The 19,533-nt window shown below is 58.4% G+C and carries 20 protein-coding genes and 1 tRNA gene; 6 read left to right on the forward strand and 15 right to left on the reverse strand.

Annotated elements, in window-relative coordinates:
- Positions 1-195: 195 nt before the first annotated feature.
- Positions 196-2,385, reverse strand: a complete 2,190-nt coding sequence (locus tag AB4N42_RS23280; protein WP_460115438.1) for a GAF domain-containing hybrid sensor histidine kinase/response regulator — start codon at positions 2,383-2,385, stop codon at positions 196-198.
- 399 nt (positions 2,386-2,784) lie between these two features.
- On the opposite strand from AB4N42_RS23280, the gene AB4N42_RS23285 reads away from it, so the two are divergent.
- Positions 2,785-3,063 (forward strand): short-chain dehydrogenase, encoded by a 279-nt coding sequence (locus AB4N42_RS23285; protein WP_323156009.1) that lies wholly within the window; start codon positions 2,785-2,787, stop codon positions 3,061-3,063.
- A 179-nt stretch (positions 3,064-3,242) separates the two neighbouring features.
- Positions 3,243-4,013 (forward strand): phytanoyl-CoA dioxygenase family protein, encoded by a 771-nt coding sequence (locus tag AB4N42_RS23290; protein WP_460116416.1) that lies wholly within the window; start codon positions 3,243-3,245, stop codon positions 4,011-4,013.
- Here AB4N42_RS23290 and AB4N42_RS23295 read toward each other — a convergent pair.
- From AB4N42_RS23295 to AB4N42_RS23305, 3 genes are all read right to left on the reverse strand, one after another.
- Positions 3,901-4,524, reverse strand: coding sequence for an SMI1/KNR4 family protein (locus AB4N42_RS23295; protein ID WP_030137780.1), 624 nt, complete (start codon positions 4,522-4,524; stop codon positions 3,901-3,903). The genes AB4N42_RS23290 and AB4N42_RS23295 overlap by 113 nt on opposite strands.
- Complete coding sequence (locus AB4N42_RS23300; protein WP_460115439.1) at positions 4,517-5,560, reverse strand: sterol desaturase family protein; 1,044 nt, start codon at positions 5,558-5,560, stop codon at positions 4,517-4,519. The genes AB4N42_RS23295 and AB4N42_RS23300 overlap by 8 nt, the downstream gene beginning before the upstream one ends.
- Before the next feature lie 123 nt (positions 5,561-5,683).
- Positions 5,684-6,172, reverse strand: coding sequence for a GNAT family N-acetyltransferase (locus tag AB4N42_RS23305; RefSeq protein ID WP_030137778.1), 489 nt, complete (start codon positions 6,170-6,172; stop codon positions 5,684-5,686).
- A 97-nt stretch (positions 6,173-6,269) separates the two neighbouring features.
- On the opposite strand from AB4N42_RS23305, the gene AB4N42_RS23310 reads away from it, so the two are divergent.
- Complete coding sequence (locus tag AB4N42_RS23310; protein ID WP_033864397.1) at positions 6,270-6,845, forward strand: nucleotidyltransferase family protein; 576 nt, start codon at positions 6,270-6,272, stop codon at positions 6,843-6,845.
- A 225-nt stretch (positions 6,846-7,070) separates the two neighbouring features.
- Here AB4N42_RS23310 and AB4N42_RS23315 read toward each other — a convergent pair whose 3' ends face one another.
- From AB4N42_RS23315 to AB4N42_RS23350, 8 genes are all read right to left on the reverse strand, one after another.
- The gene (locus AB4N42_RS23315) at positions 7,071-7,649 is read right to left on the reverse strand and encodes a GNAT family N-acetyltransferase (protein WP_030137776.1); all 579 of its coding nucleotides are present in this window, start codon (positions 7,647-7,649) and stop codon (positions 7,071-7,073) included.
- Positions 7,650-7,694: 45 nt separating this feature from the next.
- Complete coding sequence (locus AB4N42_RS23320) at positions 7,695-8,276, reverse strand: hypothetical protein (protein WP_407683859.1); 582 nt, start codon at positions 8,274-8,276, stop codon at positions 7,695-7,697.
- A 261-nt stretch (positions 8,277-8,537) separates the two neighbouring features.
- Positions 8,538-9,179, reverse strand: a complete 642-nt coding sequence (locus AB4N42_RS23325) for a helix-turn-helix domain-containing protein (protein ID WP_460115440.1) — start codon at positions 9,177-9,179, stop codon at positions 8,538-8,540.
- The gene (locus AB4N42_RS23330) at positions 9,176-9,508 is read right to left on the reverse strand and encodes a type II toxin-antitoxin system HigB family toxin (protein WP_460115441.1); all 333 of its coding nucleotides are present in this window, start codon (positions 9,506-9,508) and stop codon (positions 9,176-9,178) included. The genes AB4N42_RS23325 and AB4N42_RS23330 overlap by 4 nt, the downstream gene beginning before the upstream one ends.
- A gap of 218 nt (positions 9,509-9,726) precedes the next feature.
- Positions 9,727-10,683, reverse strand: coding sequence for a 2-hydroxyacid dehydrogenase (locus AB4N42_RS23335; protein WP_030137772.1), 957 nt, complete (start codon positions 10,681-10,683; stop codon positions 9,727-9,729).
- Positions 10,684-10,713: 30 nt separating this feature from the next.
- Positions 10,714-11,472, reverse strand: a complete 759-nt coding sequence (locus AB4N42_RS23340; RefSeq protein WP_030137771.1) for an SDR family oxidoreductase — start codon at positions 11,470-11,472, stop codon at positions 10,714-10,716.
- Positions 11,473-11,514: 42 nt separating this feature from the next.
- Positions 11,515-12,210 (reverse strand): fumarylacetoacetate hydrolase family protein, encoded by a 696-nt coding sequence (locus tag AB4N42_RS23345; protein ID WP_030137770.1) that lies wholly within the window; start codon positions 12,208-12,210, stop codon positions 11,515-11,517.
- A 102-nt stretch (positions 12,211-12,312) separates the two neighbouring features.
- Complete coding sequence (locus AB4N42_RS23350) at positions 12,313-13,662, reverse strand: MFS transporter (RefSeq protein ID WP_198797956.1); 1,350 nt, start codon at positions 13,660-13,662, stop codon at positions 12,313-12,315.
- A 545-nt stretch (positions 13,663-14,207) separates the two neighbouring features.
- Here AB4N42_RS23350 and AB4N42_RS23355 point away from each other — a divergent pair.
- Positions 14,208-15,140, forward strand: coding sequence for a helix-turn-helix transcriptional regulator (locus tag AB4N42_RS23355; RefSeq protein WP_030137768.1), 933 nt, complete (start codon positions 14,208-14,210; stop codon positions 15,138-15,140).
- A gap of 316 nt (positions 15,141-15,456) precedes the next feature.
- Positions 15,457-16,371 (forward strand): hypothetical protein, encoded by a 915-nt coding sequence (locus AB4N42_RS23360; protein ID WP_030137767.1) that lies wholly within the window; start codon positions 15,457-15,459, stop codon positions 16,369-16,371.
- A gap of 58 nt (positions 16,372-16,429) precedes the next feature.
- On the opposite strand, the gene AB4N42_RS23365 is transcribed toward AB4N42_RS23360, so the two are convergent.
- The 3 genes from AB4N42_RS23365 to AB4N42_RS23375 all read right to left on the reverse strand — a co-directional run bounded on the left by AB4N42_RS23365 (position 16,430) and on the right by AB4N42_RS23375 (position 18,385).
- Positions 16,430-16,927, reverse strand: a complete 498-nt coding sequence (locus tag AB4N42_RS23365; protein ID WP_236010397.1) for a nuclear transport factor 2 family protein — start codon at positions 16,925-16,927, stop codon at positions 16,430-16,432.
- A gap of 119 nt (positions 16,928-17,046) precedes the next feature.
- Complete coding sequence (locus AB4N42_RS23370) at positions 17,047-18,069, reverse strand: UV damage endonuclease UvsE (RefSeq protein ID WP_030137765.1); 1,023 nt, start codon at positions 18,067-18,069, stop codon at positions 17,047-17,049.
- A gap of 226 nt (positions 18,070-18,295) precedes the next feature.
- Positions 18,296-18,385, reverse strand: a tRNA-Ser gene (locus AB4N42_RS23375).
- Between the two features lie 307 nt (positions 18,386-18,692).
- Between AB4N42_RS23375 and AB4N42_RS23380 the strand changes: the two genes are divergently transcribed.
- Positions 18,693-19,382, forward strand: a complete 690-nt coding sequence (locus tag AB4N42_RS23380; RefSeq protein WP_030137756.1) for a crotonase/enoyl-CoA hydratase family protein — start codon at positions 18,693-18,695, stop codon at positions 19,380-19,382.
- The last annotated feature ends 151 nt before the right edge of the window (positions 19,383-19,533 follow it).

Below are 19,533 nucleotides of genomic sequence, written 5' to 3' on the forward strand. Positions count from 1 at the left end.
GTACGCGGCTCCGTTCTCCTCGCTGTACGGTGCTCCCATCGTCTTTCCCCTTTTTGCCAAGGCCGATACCGGCAACAACCGATTGCCTGAAAATATTGGCCCTCACGAAAGTGAGACTAGCTGGTCATCAACGGACCGCACATTCACCAAAGCCTTCGCCGACGAATGGAACCCACTGTTTCAAAAAGGAAACACTCACTCGACGCCCAGCATCGTCCGGCTCAACACCCGGGAAACCTGGTCGGCCGAGTAAGGTTTGGAAAGAAATTCGAACCCCTCATGCCCACTGTGGGCCAGCTCCTCGCTGTACCCGGAAGTCAGCACCACCGGCAGATCCGGGCGACGCCGACGCAGCTCCCGAGCCAGGGCGATACCACTGATGCCCGGCATGACCACGTCGGAAAATATCGCGTCGAAGGCCATCGCATCCACGCCGACCATTTCCAACGCCTCTTCGGCGTTGGTTGCCCAGGCCGTTTCATAGCCAAGGTCTTGAAGAATCTGGTTGGCAAAGCGCCCGACCTCCAGATTGTCTTCAACGACCAGTACCCGACGCTTGCCCTGCTCCAACACCAGTGAGGGGATCTCTTCCTTTATCGGCTCATGCCTTGTCTCATGCTCGACCTCCGGCAGGTACAGGGTGAAGACGGTTCCCTCGCCAAGCACGGTCGAAACGTCAACGTTGCCGCCCGATTGCTTGGCAAAGCCAAACACCTGGGACAATCCCAGGCCTGTTCCCTTCCCCACCTCCTTGGTGGTGAAGAATGGCTCGAAGATGTGCTCGAGATCCTGCGGCGATATGCCTGTGCCGGTGTCCTCCAGGGCGATGGCCGCGAAGTGCTGCCCTGCGCCGGCATGGCCGCGGATCGGCGGCATGCCATTACCGCATGTGAGCCGAAGCCACAGCGTGCCCTGGCCATTCATCGCGTCCCGGGCGTTGAGGGCCATGTTGATCAGCGCCGTTTCAAACTGGCTCAAGTCGGCACGGATGTAACAAGGTCGATCGCCCAATTCGACGATGACCTGGATCCGCGCCCCCGTGACGGTTTGCAGCATGTCGCCCAGGCTCTGCACTTGCTTGCCAACGTCGATGACTTCCGGCTTCAGCGGCTGGCGCCGGGCAAACGCGAGCAACTGGCTGGTCAGCTTGGAAGCCCGCTCCACAGTTTCGGAGACAGCCGTCATATAGCGTTGTCGGCGCTCGTCAGACAGGCTGGGCAAGCGCAGGAAGTCCACCGAAGAACGGATGATCGTCAGCAGGTTGTTGAAATCGTGGGCCACCCCGCCGGTCAGCTGTCCGATGGCTTCGAGCTTCTGCGATTGGCGCAGCGCCGCTTCGGTCTGTTTGAGCCGTGTGGTGCGCTCCTCGACGCGTTGTTCCAGCGTCGAATTCAGTTCAGCCAGGGCCGCCAGGCCTTCACGCACCGCGGCGTCGGCTCGGGCACGCTCGATATGGGCCCAGCATCGCTCCCTGACTTCAATCAGCAAGGCCAGCTCGTTCGAAGTCCAGGTCCTGGGGGTTTTATCGTGGATGGCCATCAGGGCGGTAAGACGTCCGTCTTTGATCAACGGGACGCAAATGGTGGCCGCGATACCGATGGACTGGAACGCCGCCGCCTCCTCCGGCACCAGCTCCGCCAGGTTGTCGTTGATCACCAAGGGCTTGCCGGCTCGAAGGTTGTTGACCGCAAGCCGACCGAAATCCGCCAACTGGTAATGCCCAACGATACTGGGCGACCCGGCCCAGGCCCAATCGCCGCGGATCGTGAAGCCGTCCTCGTCCTCGTCCATGTCCGCATAGGCGCAGTTGGACAGGTTGAGATGCGCCGCGAGGATCCGCGCAGTGGTCGCCATGATGGCTTGCGGATCGGTGGCATTCGCCACGGCGCTGCCGATGGCATCGAGCACGGCCAGGCGTTGGGTCATGAGCACCGTGGAAGTGGTCTCGGTAACCGTATCGAGCATGCCCACGACCTTGCCGAACTGATCCCGAATGGGGCTGTAGCAAAACGTGAAATATGCCGGCTCCGGGCCGCCGCCCCGCTCGATGATCAAGGGGAAATTCTCGATATAAGTCGCTTGCCCTTCGAAAGCCGCCTGTACGATTGGACCGATATCGCTCCAGACCTCCCGCCAGACCTCATTGAACGGCCGACCCAACGCCTCGGGCTTGCTTCCGAGAATGGGCAGGAACGCATCGTTGTACAACGTGATCAAGTCCGGCCCCCACACGATCGCCTGGGGAAAATGCGAGGCCATGCTCAGCGCCACCGTCGTCTTCAGCACATCGGGCCATTGTTCAGGCAGCCCCAGCGGGGTGCCTTCCCAATCATGGCGTCGCACCCGTTCAGCCATTTCTCCATAGCTCTGGAGCCAATCTGTCATGCGTTCGATCCTTCTCAGCCGCCAAAAACAATGGAGGGGGAACGCTTGTGACCTCAAGCCAACGCGTATTATCCCGAGCTTAGTTGGAATTCGCGATTGGGTTTGGGGGAAGTGCCAGGTCGCATTTAACCGGCATGGGTAAAAATGGGCGGAAGGACTGCGGCAACTTTCTAAGCGGCGTTGGGGATAGCCCTGATGTAGGTGGGGGTCATGTTGAGTTGTAAGACGCTAGGGTCGGATCCTTAAAACGATCGCATTATCCTACATATGATTGGGAATCCCCTTCTCCATCAATCCCTTGCGTATTTTTTGCGGTGACGTCTATAGTCTTGGCGTCGCCCAAATGGCGACCGGGTTTGGCGACCCGAAGTAGGCACAAGTATCCAGTGGAGCTTACTGATGAACCAATACATGAGCCTTACCAGCAACGCCGACGACCAACCTCTCTACGTCGACACTACCGCCCCGCTACACATCCTGCTTGACTCAGCCGCCTACCGAATCCGCGCCGCCACCCAATTCCTCGAGAACCTGGCGATGCGTGATGAACTGACCATCGATCCCGCAACCTTGCAAGATCTGGCACAGCTTTGCTGCATCCCGCTGCGTGATGGGTGTGATGTGATGGATGTGATTGCCCGAAGATTGGATGCGGCACCGGTAGGTTCCACTCTGTAAACCTGCCCAACACCCCACCCCCGTGGCGAGGGAGCTTGCTCCCGCTGGGCTGCGTAGCGGCCCCTTTTGTGAGCGCTTCGCACTCAAGCGGGAGCAAGCTCCCTCGCCACGGGGGTTCAGCGGTTTCCTGATCGGAATACTAACCTTCCAGATGCCCACACATGGACGTCTCGAAAACCATGCCCGACCGCAAACAACTCCACCGAGAGGGCTACGCCCTGCTCCACCAAGCCATCCCGGCCGAATGGCTGGACCATCTTCGCGCCGTGTTCGATGCAGGTGTGAGGCCGTCGGAGCAATGGCCCGTGCCGCGTGACAGGGATTGGCGCTATTCGATGCTGGACGACGACCCGAAGATCCAGGCCGTGTGTCGGTTGCCCCAGCTTTTGGCGGTCGCGGGCGAGTTGATCGGCGAGCGGTTCTTCCTTTCGCAAGTGGAAGGACGCGAGCCCGTTGCCAATGGCGGCCACCAGCAGTTGCACCGCGACTTGTCGGCCCAGCGGCCAGGCGACATCGCCGTCGCCCTGGCTTTTTTTGACGATTACGGCCCCGAGAACGGCGCGACACGGCTCGTTCCTGGCAGCCATCGCCCCGTGTCGGACGCACTACCTTTCGACTTCCACGACGAGTCACGCTCCATACAGCTTTGCGGCCGTGCCGGTGACATCCTGGTATTCGATGTCGATCTGGTGCATGCGGGCAGCCTGAACCTGACCGGCAAACGCCGACGCTCCATTCTGATCAGCTATTTCTCAGAGGCATTATACGCGTCACACCTGGAAACCGTGGGGCTGCGCAATATTCGCATGGACACCCGGGATCGATTCGAACCAGGCTTCAAATCAGCCGATCCACGACCCTCGCATTCCACAACGCCCGACATCGCTCCCGCCACCCTGGACTCCCCTTGTCCAGCCACTCCAATGTCGCCTCGATGCTCTCAGGACTGATCATGAAATGATTGATGTGCTCCTCGATCCGCTCTTGCGAGAGAAACAGCGAGTCCAGGTAACCATTGAAAGAATCGGCCAGCACCACGTATTCATCACCTTGCTGACGGCGCCCAGTCCAGGCAGGCAAGCCCGCCACCATCGCCGCCACGTCCTGGCGCCCCTCCCGCAGATCCAGCAGCAAGACACTCGCGCCGCCGTCGCGACCGATCGGCAACAATCCCGTCGCGGGGAAGCCGGGCTGGGTGCGCAGTTGCTCCAGTTCAAAGGGATTGGATTCATACCCTTTGTCCGGATCCAGCCCGTACAGCGAAAAACTGAGCAACTCCTCATCGCCATTGGCCAACCTGGCCAGCACATCGTATTCCAGGTAAGCGCCGTTGCAGGTCTTGAGAAATTCGCGATAGTCGCCCGGCAAGCGGGCACCCAGGCTGGCCTCCAGTTGCGCAATGGCATGTTCGGTGGCGCCTTCACGGGTGTCGTCGAGGATGAGTCCACGGTAGTCAGTCATTAATATCTCGCAACGGTGTTGAGGACCCGCTATCAGTCGCCCTCAGCGCGCGCAGGCGCTTGCGAGCAGTTTCGAAGAAAGGCGTGACAATCAGGCCATAAACCGTCAGGTACCGGTGATGATCTTGTCCTCCAATACCGAAACGCAAGGGCTCGGGCCGAGTGCTGGTGACATAGAGCGTGCCGAACATCCAATCCCACAGCGACAGGTTGACGCCGAAATTGCGGTTGAAATGACGCGGTGCATCGCTGTGGTGGATCTGGTGTTGCGCCGGGCTGTTCAGCACATGTTCCAGCGCCGGGCCGAAGGACAGCCAGACATGGGTGTGACGCAGATTCGCCGCCAGGCTATTGAAGATAAACACCAGGTACGTCACGCCGAACAACGTGTAACGGCTGACCTCACCACCACAGGCGTACCAGAAAGCACCCGCGAAGAGGCCCAGGCAGGCAGTGACGCCAAGCTTCTCGACGATCTTCTCGACAAAATGCACCCGGCTCGCCGTGGCCGGTACCAGCACGGGTGCCGAATGATGCACCTTGTGAAACGCCCAGAGCCAGCGAGAGTGAAACGCCCGGTGCACCCAGTAATGGACGAAATCCTTCACCAGGAACACCCCCAGCCCATAGAGCAATGCAAGCGAAAGGTTTTCCCCCAGGTGCGGACGCGCGCCCCACAGATTATTGAAAAAAGCCGAATAATCTCCAGAGCGCAGGATATACGGATCGACCAAGTGGACAATGGGCAGCACCAAGGCAACCTTGAGAATCGCCTGGACGAAGTAGTACCGATAGTCCAGCAGCGCCGAGCGATGCAGATTCACTCGGCTACCACCTATGAATTGCCAGAACGAACAAGCCTCGGTCAGGCGACGGCGCTTCCTATAACGAAACAGGCTATAGGCGACGCCGTACGAGGCGCAGAGAAACAGAATTCCGAACCGGCCGTTCAGGTTGAAAATGCTGAGGAACTGCTGGGTGATGGGTGCGATTACCCATGCGCTCAGGTGGTGATACACAAGGGAAAACGCATCCACGAACGCAAGCCTCTGCCGAAGGAGCGGTATTGTAAATCAGTCGCGTTGGGCGAGCTTGAGTTTTCAGTCTTTTTCCAGAGTTGGCTGCTCAAAGCAAAATGCAGGACGCGGCAGAGAAAAAAATCATGCTTGGCCCCCTCTACCACGACGCATGTGGATGAGTGCGGTCCTACGATGATCTGGAGAAACTCGCTCTTCAACAGCAAAGGGCAAGAAACCCAGCTTTGGATAAAGTAGCAGGCCTGCCGTATTTTCGTTGAAGCAGGATATGCGCACCTCAGTGGCGTCATAGTGGTCGAACGCCAAGGCTGTCATCGTGTTCACGAGGAAAGTTGCAACGCCTTGACCTCGGGCATCTTGGGCAACGATGACGTTGCCGATACAGCAGGCTCCACCTGTTTCAGCCCGATAGAAATTAGCAAAACCGACAATACGGTTGCCGACCTCGACGACCGTCGAATCGAGTCGTTGAGCGATAGCGTCAGCCAACTGAACTTCAGTCAGAGGGTATTGGGCTTTCGGGAACATATAAAACAGTTCCCGGGCATCCAGCGCAAAGCTACAGATAGTCTTGATGTCATCAGCCGTCACTGGCCTACTTTGCAATTTCATCGGGCGTCCTTGAGGTCATGTGCTGGGATTTTAGCTCAGCTGATTTTGCTCAACCGTCTCTCGGGGTGCCAGGACCAGATCGATTCCAAGGATAGATATGACATTGACCGTCGAACGCTTGGTCAGCATAGCCATGACCAATCCAATCAACGCCTGCATCACCGCGCGCCTGCCTTCGCTCGGTTTGAACCAATGCATGCTCACCGCAGGCTGCCTGTTCCAGGCCGTTTGGAATCATCAGTCGCAGCGGCCAACGGCCTGGGGCGTGAAGGATTACGATGTTTTCTACTTCGACGCTGACCTGTCCTGGGAAGCCGAGAATGAAGTGATCAACACCGCCCAACGTCTTTTCCAGGATCTCGACGTCAACATCGAGGTCAAGAACCAGGCTCGCGTTCACCTTTGGTACGGCCAGCGGTTTGGCAAGCCCTACCCTCAACTTCAGTCGGCCAAGGACGGCGTTGATCGCTATCTGGTTGCGGGTACGTGTATTGGACTGGATGTAGGAACAGGCGAAGTTTATGCGCCTTACGGCTTGGATGACGTGGAGCAAGGCGTTCTTCGTATCAATCCAAAGAATCCACAGCCAGATTTGTTCGATGAAAAGGCGAAGAGTTATCAGGCTCGCTGGCCGTGGCTCAGGATTCTGGAGAAAGGATGCAAATCTCCATAATCCGTGGCAAGGGAGCTTGCTCCCGCTGGGTGGCGAAGCCGTCCCAAAACGTTTTTTCAGAAAAACAGCTTCAACGGTCTGCCGACGGCGACGCCGCCGAGCGGGAGCAAGCTCCCTCGCCACGGAGTGTGTATCTATTAAGACTACGCATGTACTTGCTGCCGCCTTCGCGAGCAGGCTCGCTCCCACGGCAGATCGGCGGCGGATAGCCGCTCCCACCTGGGCTCATTCGGATAAAATCGGGCGTATCTTTTGCGCAGCTTCGTTCCTGGACCACTCCTCATGCGTCAGCTCCCAAACCTCCTTGAGCAACGACCCACAAACAAAATCCCCCTGCTGCGTCCCGATCCTGCGCATCCCCTCGCGCTCCGAAATCCTGCGCGAAGCCAGGTTGCCCACCGCCTTCGGCACTCGCATGACCGGACGCTCCAGCGCTTCGAACCAATAGGCATTGATCGCCTCGCAAGCCTCGCGCATGTAGCCTTTTCCCTGCCATTGCGGCGCCAGCCAGAAGCCTCGGTTGTTACCTGGCTGGTCGTACAGGCTGATGCTGCCGATGCATTGCGCGGGATCTTCGGTAATACGGATCATCCAGTGCCACTCGCTTCCGGCGGCGACAGCAGGCAGCGCATGGTCACGCACGTAGGTCAGCGCGCCGTCATCCGGGTAAGGCCAGGGCACGCGACTGTCGAGGTAGCGGACCACTTCCCAATGTGGGAATAGCCTTTGAATTGCCGGTGCGTCCGTCAGTTCAAGGGGCGTGAGAATGAGGCGGCGGGTTTGGAACGTGGGGGTAGATTCCACGATGAAGATTCCTTTTCAATACCGATGGCTATCCTGGGGGGCACCCTAAAGATTGTCCGTCACCCTGCACAGTTTGCTGTCTTTCAATGAAGAAGGAGGAAGCTCCTTCATCCCCGCCGAGATTTTCCTGAGGGTAACCCCGCAGGTGTAACGGCCTGCGGCCTCCAGTTGGTAATCCTTCCCTGCCTCAGGAACAAAACTGAACATGTTGTAGCATTGAGCACCGATGTAATGAAAAGCGACGGGGCGCCCGGCCGGCACCAGTAGCTCGGTCATCACCGTCGAGGCTGGGTGCTTGTCAACGGCTGGCATGCCCAGGCTTTCACCATTGCGATTGGCGTAGCCATCCCGGAACGCCACCATGACCCCGGCGCCCGGCAGCCGGAAGTCCACGCAATCGGATTTGGGTACCGCCCTGACCATGCCGTCGCTGATCACTCGCAAGCGTGCTGTCTCGCCACCGCCGGGTGTTGAGTAAGGGGTGGAGAAAGAGCGGACATCCGACAGCGCTCCGCAGCCGGCGAGCAGGGTCAGTAAGGTGAGGCTCCAAGTATGTCGCAGGACGCAGAGCGTATTGCGCGGGTAATTGTTGATTCGGAGGTTGAGGGGGCGCGGCGCTTGGCTCACGATGATGCTCCATGCAGGTCAGATATCCAGGGCCGACGACGGTCGAGAGGAACGCGATGCCAGCGCGGGATTTTATAGAGGGTTCGGGGACGCGCCGCAATGGCCGATGTATCGGGGCGCATGCGTGATGCCCCACGCTCATTGAACCTCATCTCTGGGCTGGTCCTCGCGGTAGTAGCGACGCTGAGCTGGCCGGTGCGGGTCATCCTGACGACACGGGCTCGACAAACTTCCCTGCCTCTTGATCAGCAGACGATTGCCCTACCCCTTTTTCGGCTTTTTGGCTGCCTTCGTGCGGCCCTTCGGGGTCATCACTTTGTATTCACCGGCACCGGCCTCTTCCACTGAATAGGCGGGCAAAGGGTTCTCATGCAAGACGTAATGACCTGAGGTTTTATTGACAGATAGAGAGACAGTTTCAATATGAGCCGCCAGCTTTGCCGAGGTCGCCGACAGGAACGCACCCGGCTCCATCCCAAACCGCTCTGACAGCGCATAAGCCATCTTGTGACTGATCGGCCGATCGCCATTGAGCACTTTGGACACCGCTGTTTTGTCACCGATTTCAGGAAGGTCGGAACCGGTGAGTCCGTGCGTCTCCATCAGGTCCTTGATCAGTTGCACAGGCGTGCAAGTCGCCTCAAAAGCAGCATTCGATTCACGAAACTGGGCGGAGTCGCGCTGGTAGGCCAGGATTTCGTCCTCAAGCTCAACGAGAATCCGCTCCTCGACCTTGCTCAGCTCGCGCCCGTCGGTGAGTTCATCGAGCAAGTCCGTCGCGCGTTCATAGTCGGCGGGGGTCCTGATGCCGTGTACAAACTCACCGCGCAGGCGATCCAGTACCGCGTGCAGTTCGCCAAGCGTCGCGATCAGGGTTTGGAAGTCGTTCCGGGCTGCGCTCATCGTCTTGTCCCTTTGTTTCTTGCATACCAACCGTTGGCAACGTCGTAATCGGCATGCGTGTAAATGTGTTTGACGTAGAACTTCTGCCGGGCATAGTTGACGCCGCCTATCACCCTGAGATTATTGCCGCCTACGTCGATCACCACCCAATTCATTGCGGCCCTGGGCTTGAACAAGTCAACGCCGTGGGTACCGAAAAGCTTTTGCAGGTCCGCGAACGCCTTGGGGCGCGCCATCCTCAAAATGCGCAGGCAACGATCAAGACCGGCCTTGTCGTTGGGGTACCGAATCGCAGCGTCGTCAAAACGTGATGGCGTGAGTATATCCATGGGCGTCCTTGTCTTTGGGCCGATGGTACTCTAGTTGTGTTTTTTAACAACTCTGATTGATTGGCAGTAGTGGGACGCATGCTGTGACACTTAGGCGATTCGCGCCGGCTGCATTGGGGTCAGCGGGTTATCGCCTACACATCCAGAGACAAAATGAACCCTGCCGACCCAACCCGCCTGAAAATCTGGCAACCAGCGCCCCTGAAGGGGCAAACCTTTTACTCCGTCACACACCCCTGCGGCACTCTTCCCGCAAAACTGTCCACCAGGCTCGCCACCACCATCTCCCCCATCCGCGTGCGGGTCTGCAATGTCGCACTGGCGCGGTGGGGTTGCAGCACGACCTGTTCATTACCGAACAACGCCTCAGGCACGTGCGGTTCCTCGACAAACACATCCAGCGCCGCACCGGCGATGTCTCCCGCGGCCAGCGCTGCCACCAGGTCGGCCTCGTCGACCAGTTTCCCGCGTGCAACGTTGATCAGGTAGCCGCCCTTGCCCAAGGCACGCAGCACCTTGGCATCGATGATGGCTTCAGCCTTGTCGGCGGCCGCCGCGAGGATCAGGGCGTCGCTGTCGCGGGCCAGTTGCTCCAGGTCAGCCACGAAGGTGTGGTTCACGTCGCCCATGGGCCGCAGGTCGGTATAGCTGATCGGGCAACCGAACGCGGCGGCTCGGGTTGCCACGGCGCGACCGACCCGCCCCATGCCGACGATGCCGATGCGCATGCCGGACACCTGCCGCGCCAACGGCAGCGGGGCCAGTGGCGTCGGGCTCTGGGGCCACTGGCCGGAGCGCACGTAGCGGTCACCGGTGCATACCCCGCGACACACGGCAATCAACAAGCCAATGGCCAGGTCGGCAACGTCTTCCGTCAGCGCACCAATGGTGGCTGTCACGCGGATTCCGCGATCCCGGGCATAGGCCAGATCCACCGCATCAGTGCCCACGCCGTTGACCGCAACGATTTCCAGCCTGGGCAGTTGTGCCATGAGCGCTTGGCTGATGCCCGTGTGCCCACCAGTGATCACGCCGCGAATGTTGCCGCCGTGCTCGCGCAAGTAGGCGGGTTTGTCGGCCTGTTCGAAATAGCGTCGAACAGTGAACAGCTCATTGAGCCGGGCATTAATTTCGGGAATCAGGATCGGGCTGAGTTGCAAGACTTCTGGCTTCATAGTGACCTCGTGACGAATTGGAAGGCGGGCTCAACCGCGACCGGCAAACGGCATGGCCGTGGCCATGACGGTCATGTTCAGGACGTTAGCCGACAGCGGTAGGCCGGCCATATAACGAACGGCATCAGCCACGTGCTTGACGTCCACCATGGGTTCCACCGCGATGCTCCCGTTGGCCTGGCGTACGCCCCTGGTCATGCGCTCGGACATTTCGGTGAGGGCGTTGCCGATGTCGATCTGGCTGCAGGCGATGTTGTACTCGCGCCCGTCCAAGGCCAGGGATTTGGTCAGGCCCAGCACCGCATGTTTGCTCGCGGTGTAGGCGCTGCTGAACGGTCGTGGGGTGTGCGCCGAAATCGAACCGTTGTTGATGATGCGTCCGCCCTGTGGTTGCTGTCGGCGCATCAGGCCGAAGGCGCCACGGGCACACAGGAAAACACCGTTGAGGTTGGTATCGATCACGTTTCGCCACTGCTCGAACGTCAGTTCATCCAGCGGCACGGCGGGGGCATTGACCCCGGCGTTATTGAAGATGACGTCCAGGCGTCCGTAGACCTCTTCGACGGTGGCGAACAGCGCATCTACGCTGGCCGGATCCCGCACGTCAGTCGGTACCGCCAGCGCTACGCGCCCCTCGGTTGCCGCCAGGTCGACCAACGCCTGCAACGGTTCCGCGCGGCGTCCCGCCAGGACCAGGGTGTACCCATCCTGCAACAGCCCCAAGGCCACGGCGCGGCCGATCCCGCTACCGGCGCCGGTCACCAGGGCAACTTTCAAAGTGTTCGACATGTCGTGTATTCCTTTTAAAAAATCGGTACGGCGAGGCCGGGTTCAGAGGCGCGGGCCGACGCGCACTTCCAACTGCCCGACGCCATCGATGCCGGCGTTGATCACGTCGCCTGGATGCAACACATCAACACCGGACGGGCTGCCCGTCATGATCAGGTCGCCGGCCCGCAGCGCCACCGATTGGGAAATCCTGCTGATCATTTCACTGACCGACCAGATCTGGTTGTCGAGGCTGTCACGCTGGCGCTCCTGGCCGTTCACGCTCAACCAAAGTTCGCCATCCGGATGCCCTGCCCTGGAGACCGGCACGATGGCGGTCATTGGCGCAGCGCCATCGAACACCTTGGCCCCTTCCCAGGGCAGGCCGTCGCGCTTGGCCGCCAGCTGGACGTCGCGTCGCGTCAGGTCAAGCCCGGCCGCGTACCCCCAGACATACGCCAGGGCCTGGCTCTCCGGGATATTCGCACCGCCCTCGCCGATGGCGACGACCAATTCGATTTCGTGGACGAACGCTTCTGTCATCGTCGGAAAAGGCACCTCCCCGACCGCATCGATCACACAGCTGGACGGTTTCATGAAAAACACCGGAGGCAGGCGGTCCTGGCCGCCCTGGGCGTCTGGCCACGGATAATTGCGACCGACACAAAACACCCGGCCAACGGGAAAACGCTGAGAGGTGCCGATCACCGGCAGGGCGACGGGCAAATCCGGAGTAAAGACGTATTCGGGCATGTTCATCCTGTTGAAAGTCCTGTTGGAAGCATCAGCGTATGGCGGCATTTCCCGACAAAGTTGGACGAATGCCGCCTCGTATTGGAAAAAAACAGTTTTTTCCTGTGCTCAGCGCGCCTTCAATTCGATGCGATACAAACGGCCGAGCAGCAAGGAATAAGACAAGGTGCCGACCAGCGCCACGCCACCGATGAACCAGAAGGCCAAGGCAAACGAGCCGGTCTTGTGGACGATCGCGCCAATCACGATGGGTGTGACGATCCCGCCGATGTTGGCGGCCAGGCTGGTTATCCCACCGGTCAGCCCGATCAACTCCTTGGGGGCGACTTCCGACACCGCCGCCCACGAGGAGGACGCGATCCCTTGGGCGAAAAAGGCGACGGTCAATACCGCAATGCAGATCACGTTCGAGTCGGTGAAATTCACCAAGACGATGGACATGCCCAGCATCGATCCCACCACCAGCGGCAACTTGCGGGCGAACGACAACGAATAGCCGCGGCGGATCAACAAGTCGGAAATGATCCCGGCCAGCAAGATGCCCACCGTCGCGCCCACGAACGGCAGCACCGCGAAGATCCCGGCCTTGATCATGGTCAGGTGGCGCTCCTCGATCAGGTACGTCGGGAACCAGGTCAGGAAGAAATACAACGCCGACGTGCTGGCGAACTTGCCGATGCAAATCGCCCAGACCTGGCGGTAGCTGAACAGCTCGACGATCTGCCGCCAGTTGAACCGGGTGCGCTCCTGGCTGCTCTTGACCAGCCCTCCCCCGGCTTCGATGTACTTGAGTTCTTCTTTGCTGACCTTCTTGCAGTTCATCGGGTCGCGGTACAGGTACAACCAGGCGATGCCGAAGACGATGCCAAGCGCACCGGTGCTGTAGAAAACGTGCCGCCAATCGTAGGTCGTCGCCAGCCACAGCAGCGCACCGGTAAACAGCGCCGTCCCCAAGTACTGGCCACAAACGTAGATGCTACTGGCCAGGCCCCTTTCCCGCGCCGGAAACCACACCGTGACCGCCCGGCTGTTGGCTGGGAATGCCGGTGCTTCCATCGCACCGACAGCCAGGCGCAAGCCGAACAGCGACGCAAAACCCGTGGCGAACCCCTGGCACACGGTGACGGTCGACCAACTGATCAGCGACACCCCGTAGGTGAACCGGGAACCGAAGCGATCGGCGATGAAGCCGGCGGGTACCAAGGCCAGCGCGTAGGTCCAGGCAAACGCGGAGAAGACCAGGCCCATTTCGATCTTGTCGAGCCCCAGGTCCTTGGCCAGGAATGGCGCGGCAATCGAAATATTCACCCGGTCTATGTAGTTGATGATCGTTGCAATCAACAGCAACGACAGCATGAACCAGCGCCGCCGCGACGGCAGACGCTCGGACGCCACGGCATCCCGGGCGTCGGCAATACCTGGCGGCGCAGTGGTCTGGGAGGTGTGTGAATTCGACATGAGGGGACCTCGTTATTGTTAGAAGGGTCGAGATATTGCGGACAGCCGAAGCCATTGCCCTCGATCTCCGGGGCAGGACAATCACAACGTGATGGGGGCTTGGTCAGCCGTTGTCAGGCGTTCGCAGCGGCCAGGCGACAGCGTTGGCCAGGAGGATCGGGGAGCAGTGAAAGGACGTTCATGATGGGCGCACCTTGGGTTGTTTTTGGATGGGTCGGGTTGCGTTGCCCAACAGTGGTCGTACAACCAATCGAAATCAACCTGAGCGTTAGATCATTTTTTCCTGCAAAAACAACGTTGGACAAACCTGTCCAAAAAAATCGGCGCATACGGTAACTGCCGACAGTGTTCTATTCTCATAATAAGCTTTTGTTTTTTAAGTAAAAAATCCAACCATTATGAACGCAGTCATTTTGGACAGCTTCTCCAATTGCCTCCCTCTACAAAAAAGCCCCCTCCCTGATGTCATCGTATAACCACTTGTAAATCCCACGTCCCCTTGGCCACAATCCGGTCATCAAGCGCTTGTCGAGGATTCCAAGGCGATGTCATTACCGAACCGAGTCCCCACTTACGTCATGCAACAACGCAGCGAATTGACGGACTTCTATATCCGCGACAAAAAAGGACGACGCGCCGAAACCAGCCCGCACCGCCACGAATATTTCCAGATCCAGATCAACCTTGGCGGCGACACCGTGCAACACATCGGCAACGTCCAGCGGCCGTTCCCACGCAACACCCTGGCCTTCATCCTGCCCCACCGGGTGCATGTGATTCCGCACCCGGTGGACAGCAATTTCGTGGTGATCAATTTTTCCCAGACCTTCCTTCTTCCGCATTTGCAATGCGACCCGATGGACCTGGAAGAAGTCTCGATTCTGCTGGCGCCTGAACTGTCGCCGTTCCGCTTCCAGGAACACCTGGACTTCGTCCTGAGCGACGAGGCATTTGCCAAGATACGTGCGTTGATCGAACAGATGCGTGCATTGGACGAGAACCGTCAGTTCGGCACACGCGAGATGCTCAAGGGCTTGCTGCTGCAACTGATCGGCAGCGTCTGCGCCTTGTATGCCGAACCACTCAAGCGCTTGGCCGAAGAGAACGCCGCCGAAGTCAGCCGACGCGATGCATTGGGCAGGATGTCCGAATATTTGCGCAAGAACATCGCCGACCCCGACCTGAACCTGATCAAAGTGGCAGCGGCGACCTACCTGTCGCCGACGTACTTGACCCACTGGCTGCGCAAGGAAATCGGCAAGACCTTCACTGAACTGGTGCTCGAACGCCGGATGCATGCGGCGCGCAACTACTTGCTCAACGGAACACGGCCAGTGGGCGAAGTGGCGAGGTTATGTGGCTTCGCCGACGAGGCTTACTTCTCCAGGCGTTTTCGCCAGATACACGGCCAACCGCCAGGGCAGTTCAGGCGGCAGCAGTTGAACCCGGACAGTCCGCAGTTGCCGTTGAATACTTGATCAAACGCTAATCAAGCGATGTCTCCACCAGTATTTAATTTGCGCCCGACCTACTGGCAGATTGCCGCCACCTGAACTATACATTCCTCCACGCCAAGAGGGATCGACGATGAGCATTACTGCGCTAGCACGGCTGCTATATCAAATGCTCACACCGGGATCGAGCGACGCCGTTCTCTTTTCTGGTTTTCCCTTTAGCCCACCCGGAAAAAACACCGACCACGGGCGATCGTAACGACTACCAATTAGCTCCAGTTGGCTGCGCCCCCGGCCCAGCCAACAACCTGTTGCACTAACGACAAAAGGGAAGAGTCTGATGAGTTCATTCACGATAACGGCGTTGACCATACTGATGGCCAGCACAATTTCCGGTTGCGCGACATGGACCCACACAAGAGTGCTCGAAGCGGAAGAGAGAGTCATTATTTACTCAGAAATTGACTCCGTGGACAGTAATCCCAAAAAAATACAGGTCATGTGCTCCGAACCGAGTCCCGATGCCTTGAAAACCTTGGCTGCGTCCATGAATGTGGAGAAACAGGAAGTAGCAAAACTGGCGGCCGCCTATTCAGAAGCAGGTGCAAATATTGGCTTGAGAACCCATTCGATTCAGCTCCTTCGCGATCAGCTTTTTGCCATCTGCCAAGGTTATGCGAATAAAGGGATTTCCGGCCCTGCCTATCAAATGATGTTGACTCGCAACCAACGAAATACCGTCGCCCTCATGGCTATTGAACAACTCACAGGCGTTCTGCAAACGCCAGCAGTGAAGTTGTCGGGCTCGGCATCAATAGGTGCAAACCAGGAACTTATCGCCCTGAACCAAAAACTCAAGGTCGAGGCGGAAACGAAGTACAACGCACTCACAGCTGCTCAAAAAACGGAGACTGAAGGTCAAGGATTAAAAAAACAGATCGATGAATATACCGCGTCCATCGAAAGAGCCAAGAACGCGATCGTTGCAGCCACCGCTAACGCCGAGAATTCAGCGCAGGGCGGACGACCTGATGCGGCCACGATAGGCGCTATCGCAGAAAAAGTGAAAGAGATTGCTATTGAAATCTTGAGCCAAAATGACCTGTTTTACGTATGTCTGGACATGGATCAAACTTATGCAAACCTCAAAAAAGACCTCCCCGCTGCGCTAAGGGCGCGTTGTGATAAAGCCTATACAAATCTGGACCCAAGGAGCATTCAATCTGGATCCGGATCCGGATCTGCGACCCAATGAACGGGCCTATCTATCGAACTGATAATAAATAACGGACTTCCCACTTCACTGAAGAGCCCTAGGGGACAAGTTTGACCCGGTGCATGAGATCGTCGAGAGCATAGGTATCCAGGAAGGCGGTCACTTCGATGACTTGCCCATTCTTGAACGTCATATGCCACAGATAGGTGTTGTTGTAGGGTTTCTGATCCAGCGCCGTGGCCCTTCCATGCCAAAGAACAACCACGACGTCATCCTCGGCAATGATGCTTTGCACCGTGGGGACAATCGGCGTTGCCAGTCGCGCAGTGATTGACCGGACGACTTGGGCCAACTCAGCCTTGCTGGCGTACACACCGGAAACGGGGCTCGTCCCCGCCACGGTCCATCTGGCATCGGGCGCAAGCAGATCGAACACCGTGCCTTTGCCTTGCTGCCAATTTGTGAATGCCTCGCGCACCAGCGTCGCATTGGTTTGCTGGGTTGAAGTTGGCAACGCTCCAGCGATCGATGTCGAAAGTGCCAGGCACAGGACAATGGCATGAAGATGTAAGACTGAACTCATCGATAGTTTCATGATGTCTCTCGCAGCAATGCTATGGATTAAGGCTCTTTAAAAAGAACCTTAACGATATGCGCGCAGAAACCTTTGCTTAATACTGCTCGACGCTTGCCTGATGCTATTCGAGCCTGGTCTTAGCCATTCAGGACGTCTTCATAGAACGCCAGCGCAGCCACGTTCTTATCCTTCGCTTCCAACATGATGTCGAAGCGGTCCAAAAAACCGAGGGCGTACTGGTTCGTCCAGTGATTCCACATCTGCGCGCTGTGGCCGTACAGGTCTCGTTTGGACACGACCTTCAACAAGTTCTCCATCTCAAGCTTGTCGCCTGCATCGAAGCCCAACTCCTGTAGCCGCTCTGGTGGCTGGGAGTAATGCATCGTGGGCCGAACGCCGCGCCAACTGTCGATAACGCGTTGGACTCGCGGGGAATCCGGCGCGATGTAGTCGTTCTCATTGATCCAGCAGTGATGAATGTCCAGCACGACGGGGGCGAGGTCGGCGAGTTGCAGGCAATCATCCACGCCGTAGGCCTTTTCCTCGTTTTCAAACGTGATGCAGTTGCGCGACACCTCCGACAAGCGCGGCCAGACCGAACGAATCCCCTCGCCCCCCAGCCGCCCGGCAATGTGCACGTTGCATTTGAAATCCTGGAAACGCCGACCGAAGCCCATCATCCGGATCATGTCGGCGTGGTATTCAAACTCGGCGAGGCTGTTTTCCACCACCGGCGGTTTATCCGAGCCCAGCACACAGTACTGGCCGGGATGAAAGGACAGCCGGATATCCGCTGAACGCGCCAGCTCGCCAATGGCGGCGAAGCGTTTGGCAAGTTCGCGCTGGATGCCGGGGTCTTGATAGAAAGCGCTCACCTTCGGATGACTGTAGAACGGCAACAGGTCGCTGCTCAGTCGAAGCATGCGCAGGGTCGGTGGCAGCTCGGCGACGTAGGCGATGAGGCGCAACTGCGCGTCGAGATTGTGCGTGACGATTTCCAGAAGCTTGTCGCGGGCGATTTGCACGGAGACGCTGTCCATCCAGCGTAATGTCGTGGTGCGGGGGTTGAAGGGAGCTTCGATGGTCTTTAACGCAGCCGCAGAAAGGCCGCGATCAGGGTGGCGGTATTGGCAGGCGAAGCCGATGCGGGGGTGGGTCATGGGAGGTCCTGGCCGTTGAGTCCGTGTCGGCGGTAGACATCCTGGTGATTGAGTTGTCGTTTTTGGATTGGCTATTGGGTGACGAAGCTAATTTGCCTGTTGCGCCGGTTTTCGCTAAGTCAGGACTCCGTTCCCAGATTGTTCCCATATCGCCCTTTTCCAGACACCAAAAACCACAAACCCCCGACTTTCTCTAGGAAAATCAGGGGTTTGTGTTTGTAGAATGTGGCGGTGAAGGAGAGATTCGAACTCTCGATACAGTTTCCTGTATACACACTTTCCAGGCGTGCTCCTTAAGCCACTCGGACACTTCACCGTGTCTCGGCAAACTGTTCAGTCTGTCGAGGCGCGCTAATGTAGTCGAAAGCCTTTGCGATGGCAAAGGTTTTTTTCAGAATTTTCATGCGGTTAAGGCTGGCCCGGGTTTCAAACCGGCTGGGGGATGGCAAACCGGCCAAACTCTGGCCTGGTCTGTGGGCCGCGCGACGGAAACAGGCGCGGCCCTTGGGGCGGGGCGGGCTGTTTATAGAAGGCAGGGCTGACCGGTGAGTCAGTCACGGCGCTTTACCTGGCCTGCGACGGTGGGTAACGTCTGCTCCACTTCTCTTACAAGGAATAGCGTCATGAGCGACCTGATTGCCTACCATCTCGAAGACGGTATCGCGACCCTGACCTTGAACAATGGCAAGGTCAATGCCATTTCGCCTGATGTGATCGTCGCGTTCAACGCCGCGCTGGACCAGGCGGTGGCCGATCGCGCGGTGGTGATCATTACCGGGCAGCCGGGGATTCTGTCGGGCGGTTACGATTTGAAAGTGATGACTGCCGGCCCGAAGGAAGCGGTAAGCCTGGTGGCGTCCGGCTCGACCCTGGCCCGCCGCCTGTTGTCGCACCCCTTCCCTGTCGTCGTCGCGTGCCCTGGGCATGCCGTGGCCAAGGGTGCGTTCCTGTTGTTGTCGGCGGATTACCGCATTGGTGTCGAGGGGCCGTTCACCATCGGCCTGAACGAAGTGCAGATCGGCATGACCATGCACCACGCCGGTATCGAGCTGGCCCGCGATCGCTTGCGCAAGTCGGCGTTCCACCGTTCGGTGATCAATGGCGAGATGTTTAATCCGCAGAGCGCCGTGGACGCGGGTTTCCTCGACAAGGTGGTCTCGCCTGATGAGCTGCAGGCGGCGGCATTGGAAGCCGCGCGTCAGTTGAAGAAAATCAACATGACCGCCCACAAGAACACCAAGCTCAAGGTCCGCAAGGCGCTGCTGGATGCGTTGGACAGCGCGATTCTGCTGGATCAGGAGCATATGGGCTGAACCGTGGCGAGGGCGCTTGCTCCCGTTCGGCGGCATGTAGGAGCTGCCGAAGGCTGCAATCTTTTGGTCTTCCGTTCGCTTGAAATTCCAATGTCAGGTGAAAGATTGCAGCCTCGTTGCACTCGTCAGCTCCTACAGGCCAAGTGAAAGC

The organism is Pseudomonas sp. H2_D02 (genome assembly GCF_054677635.1).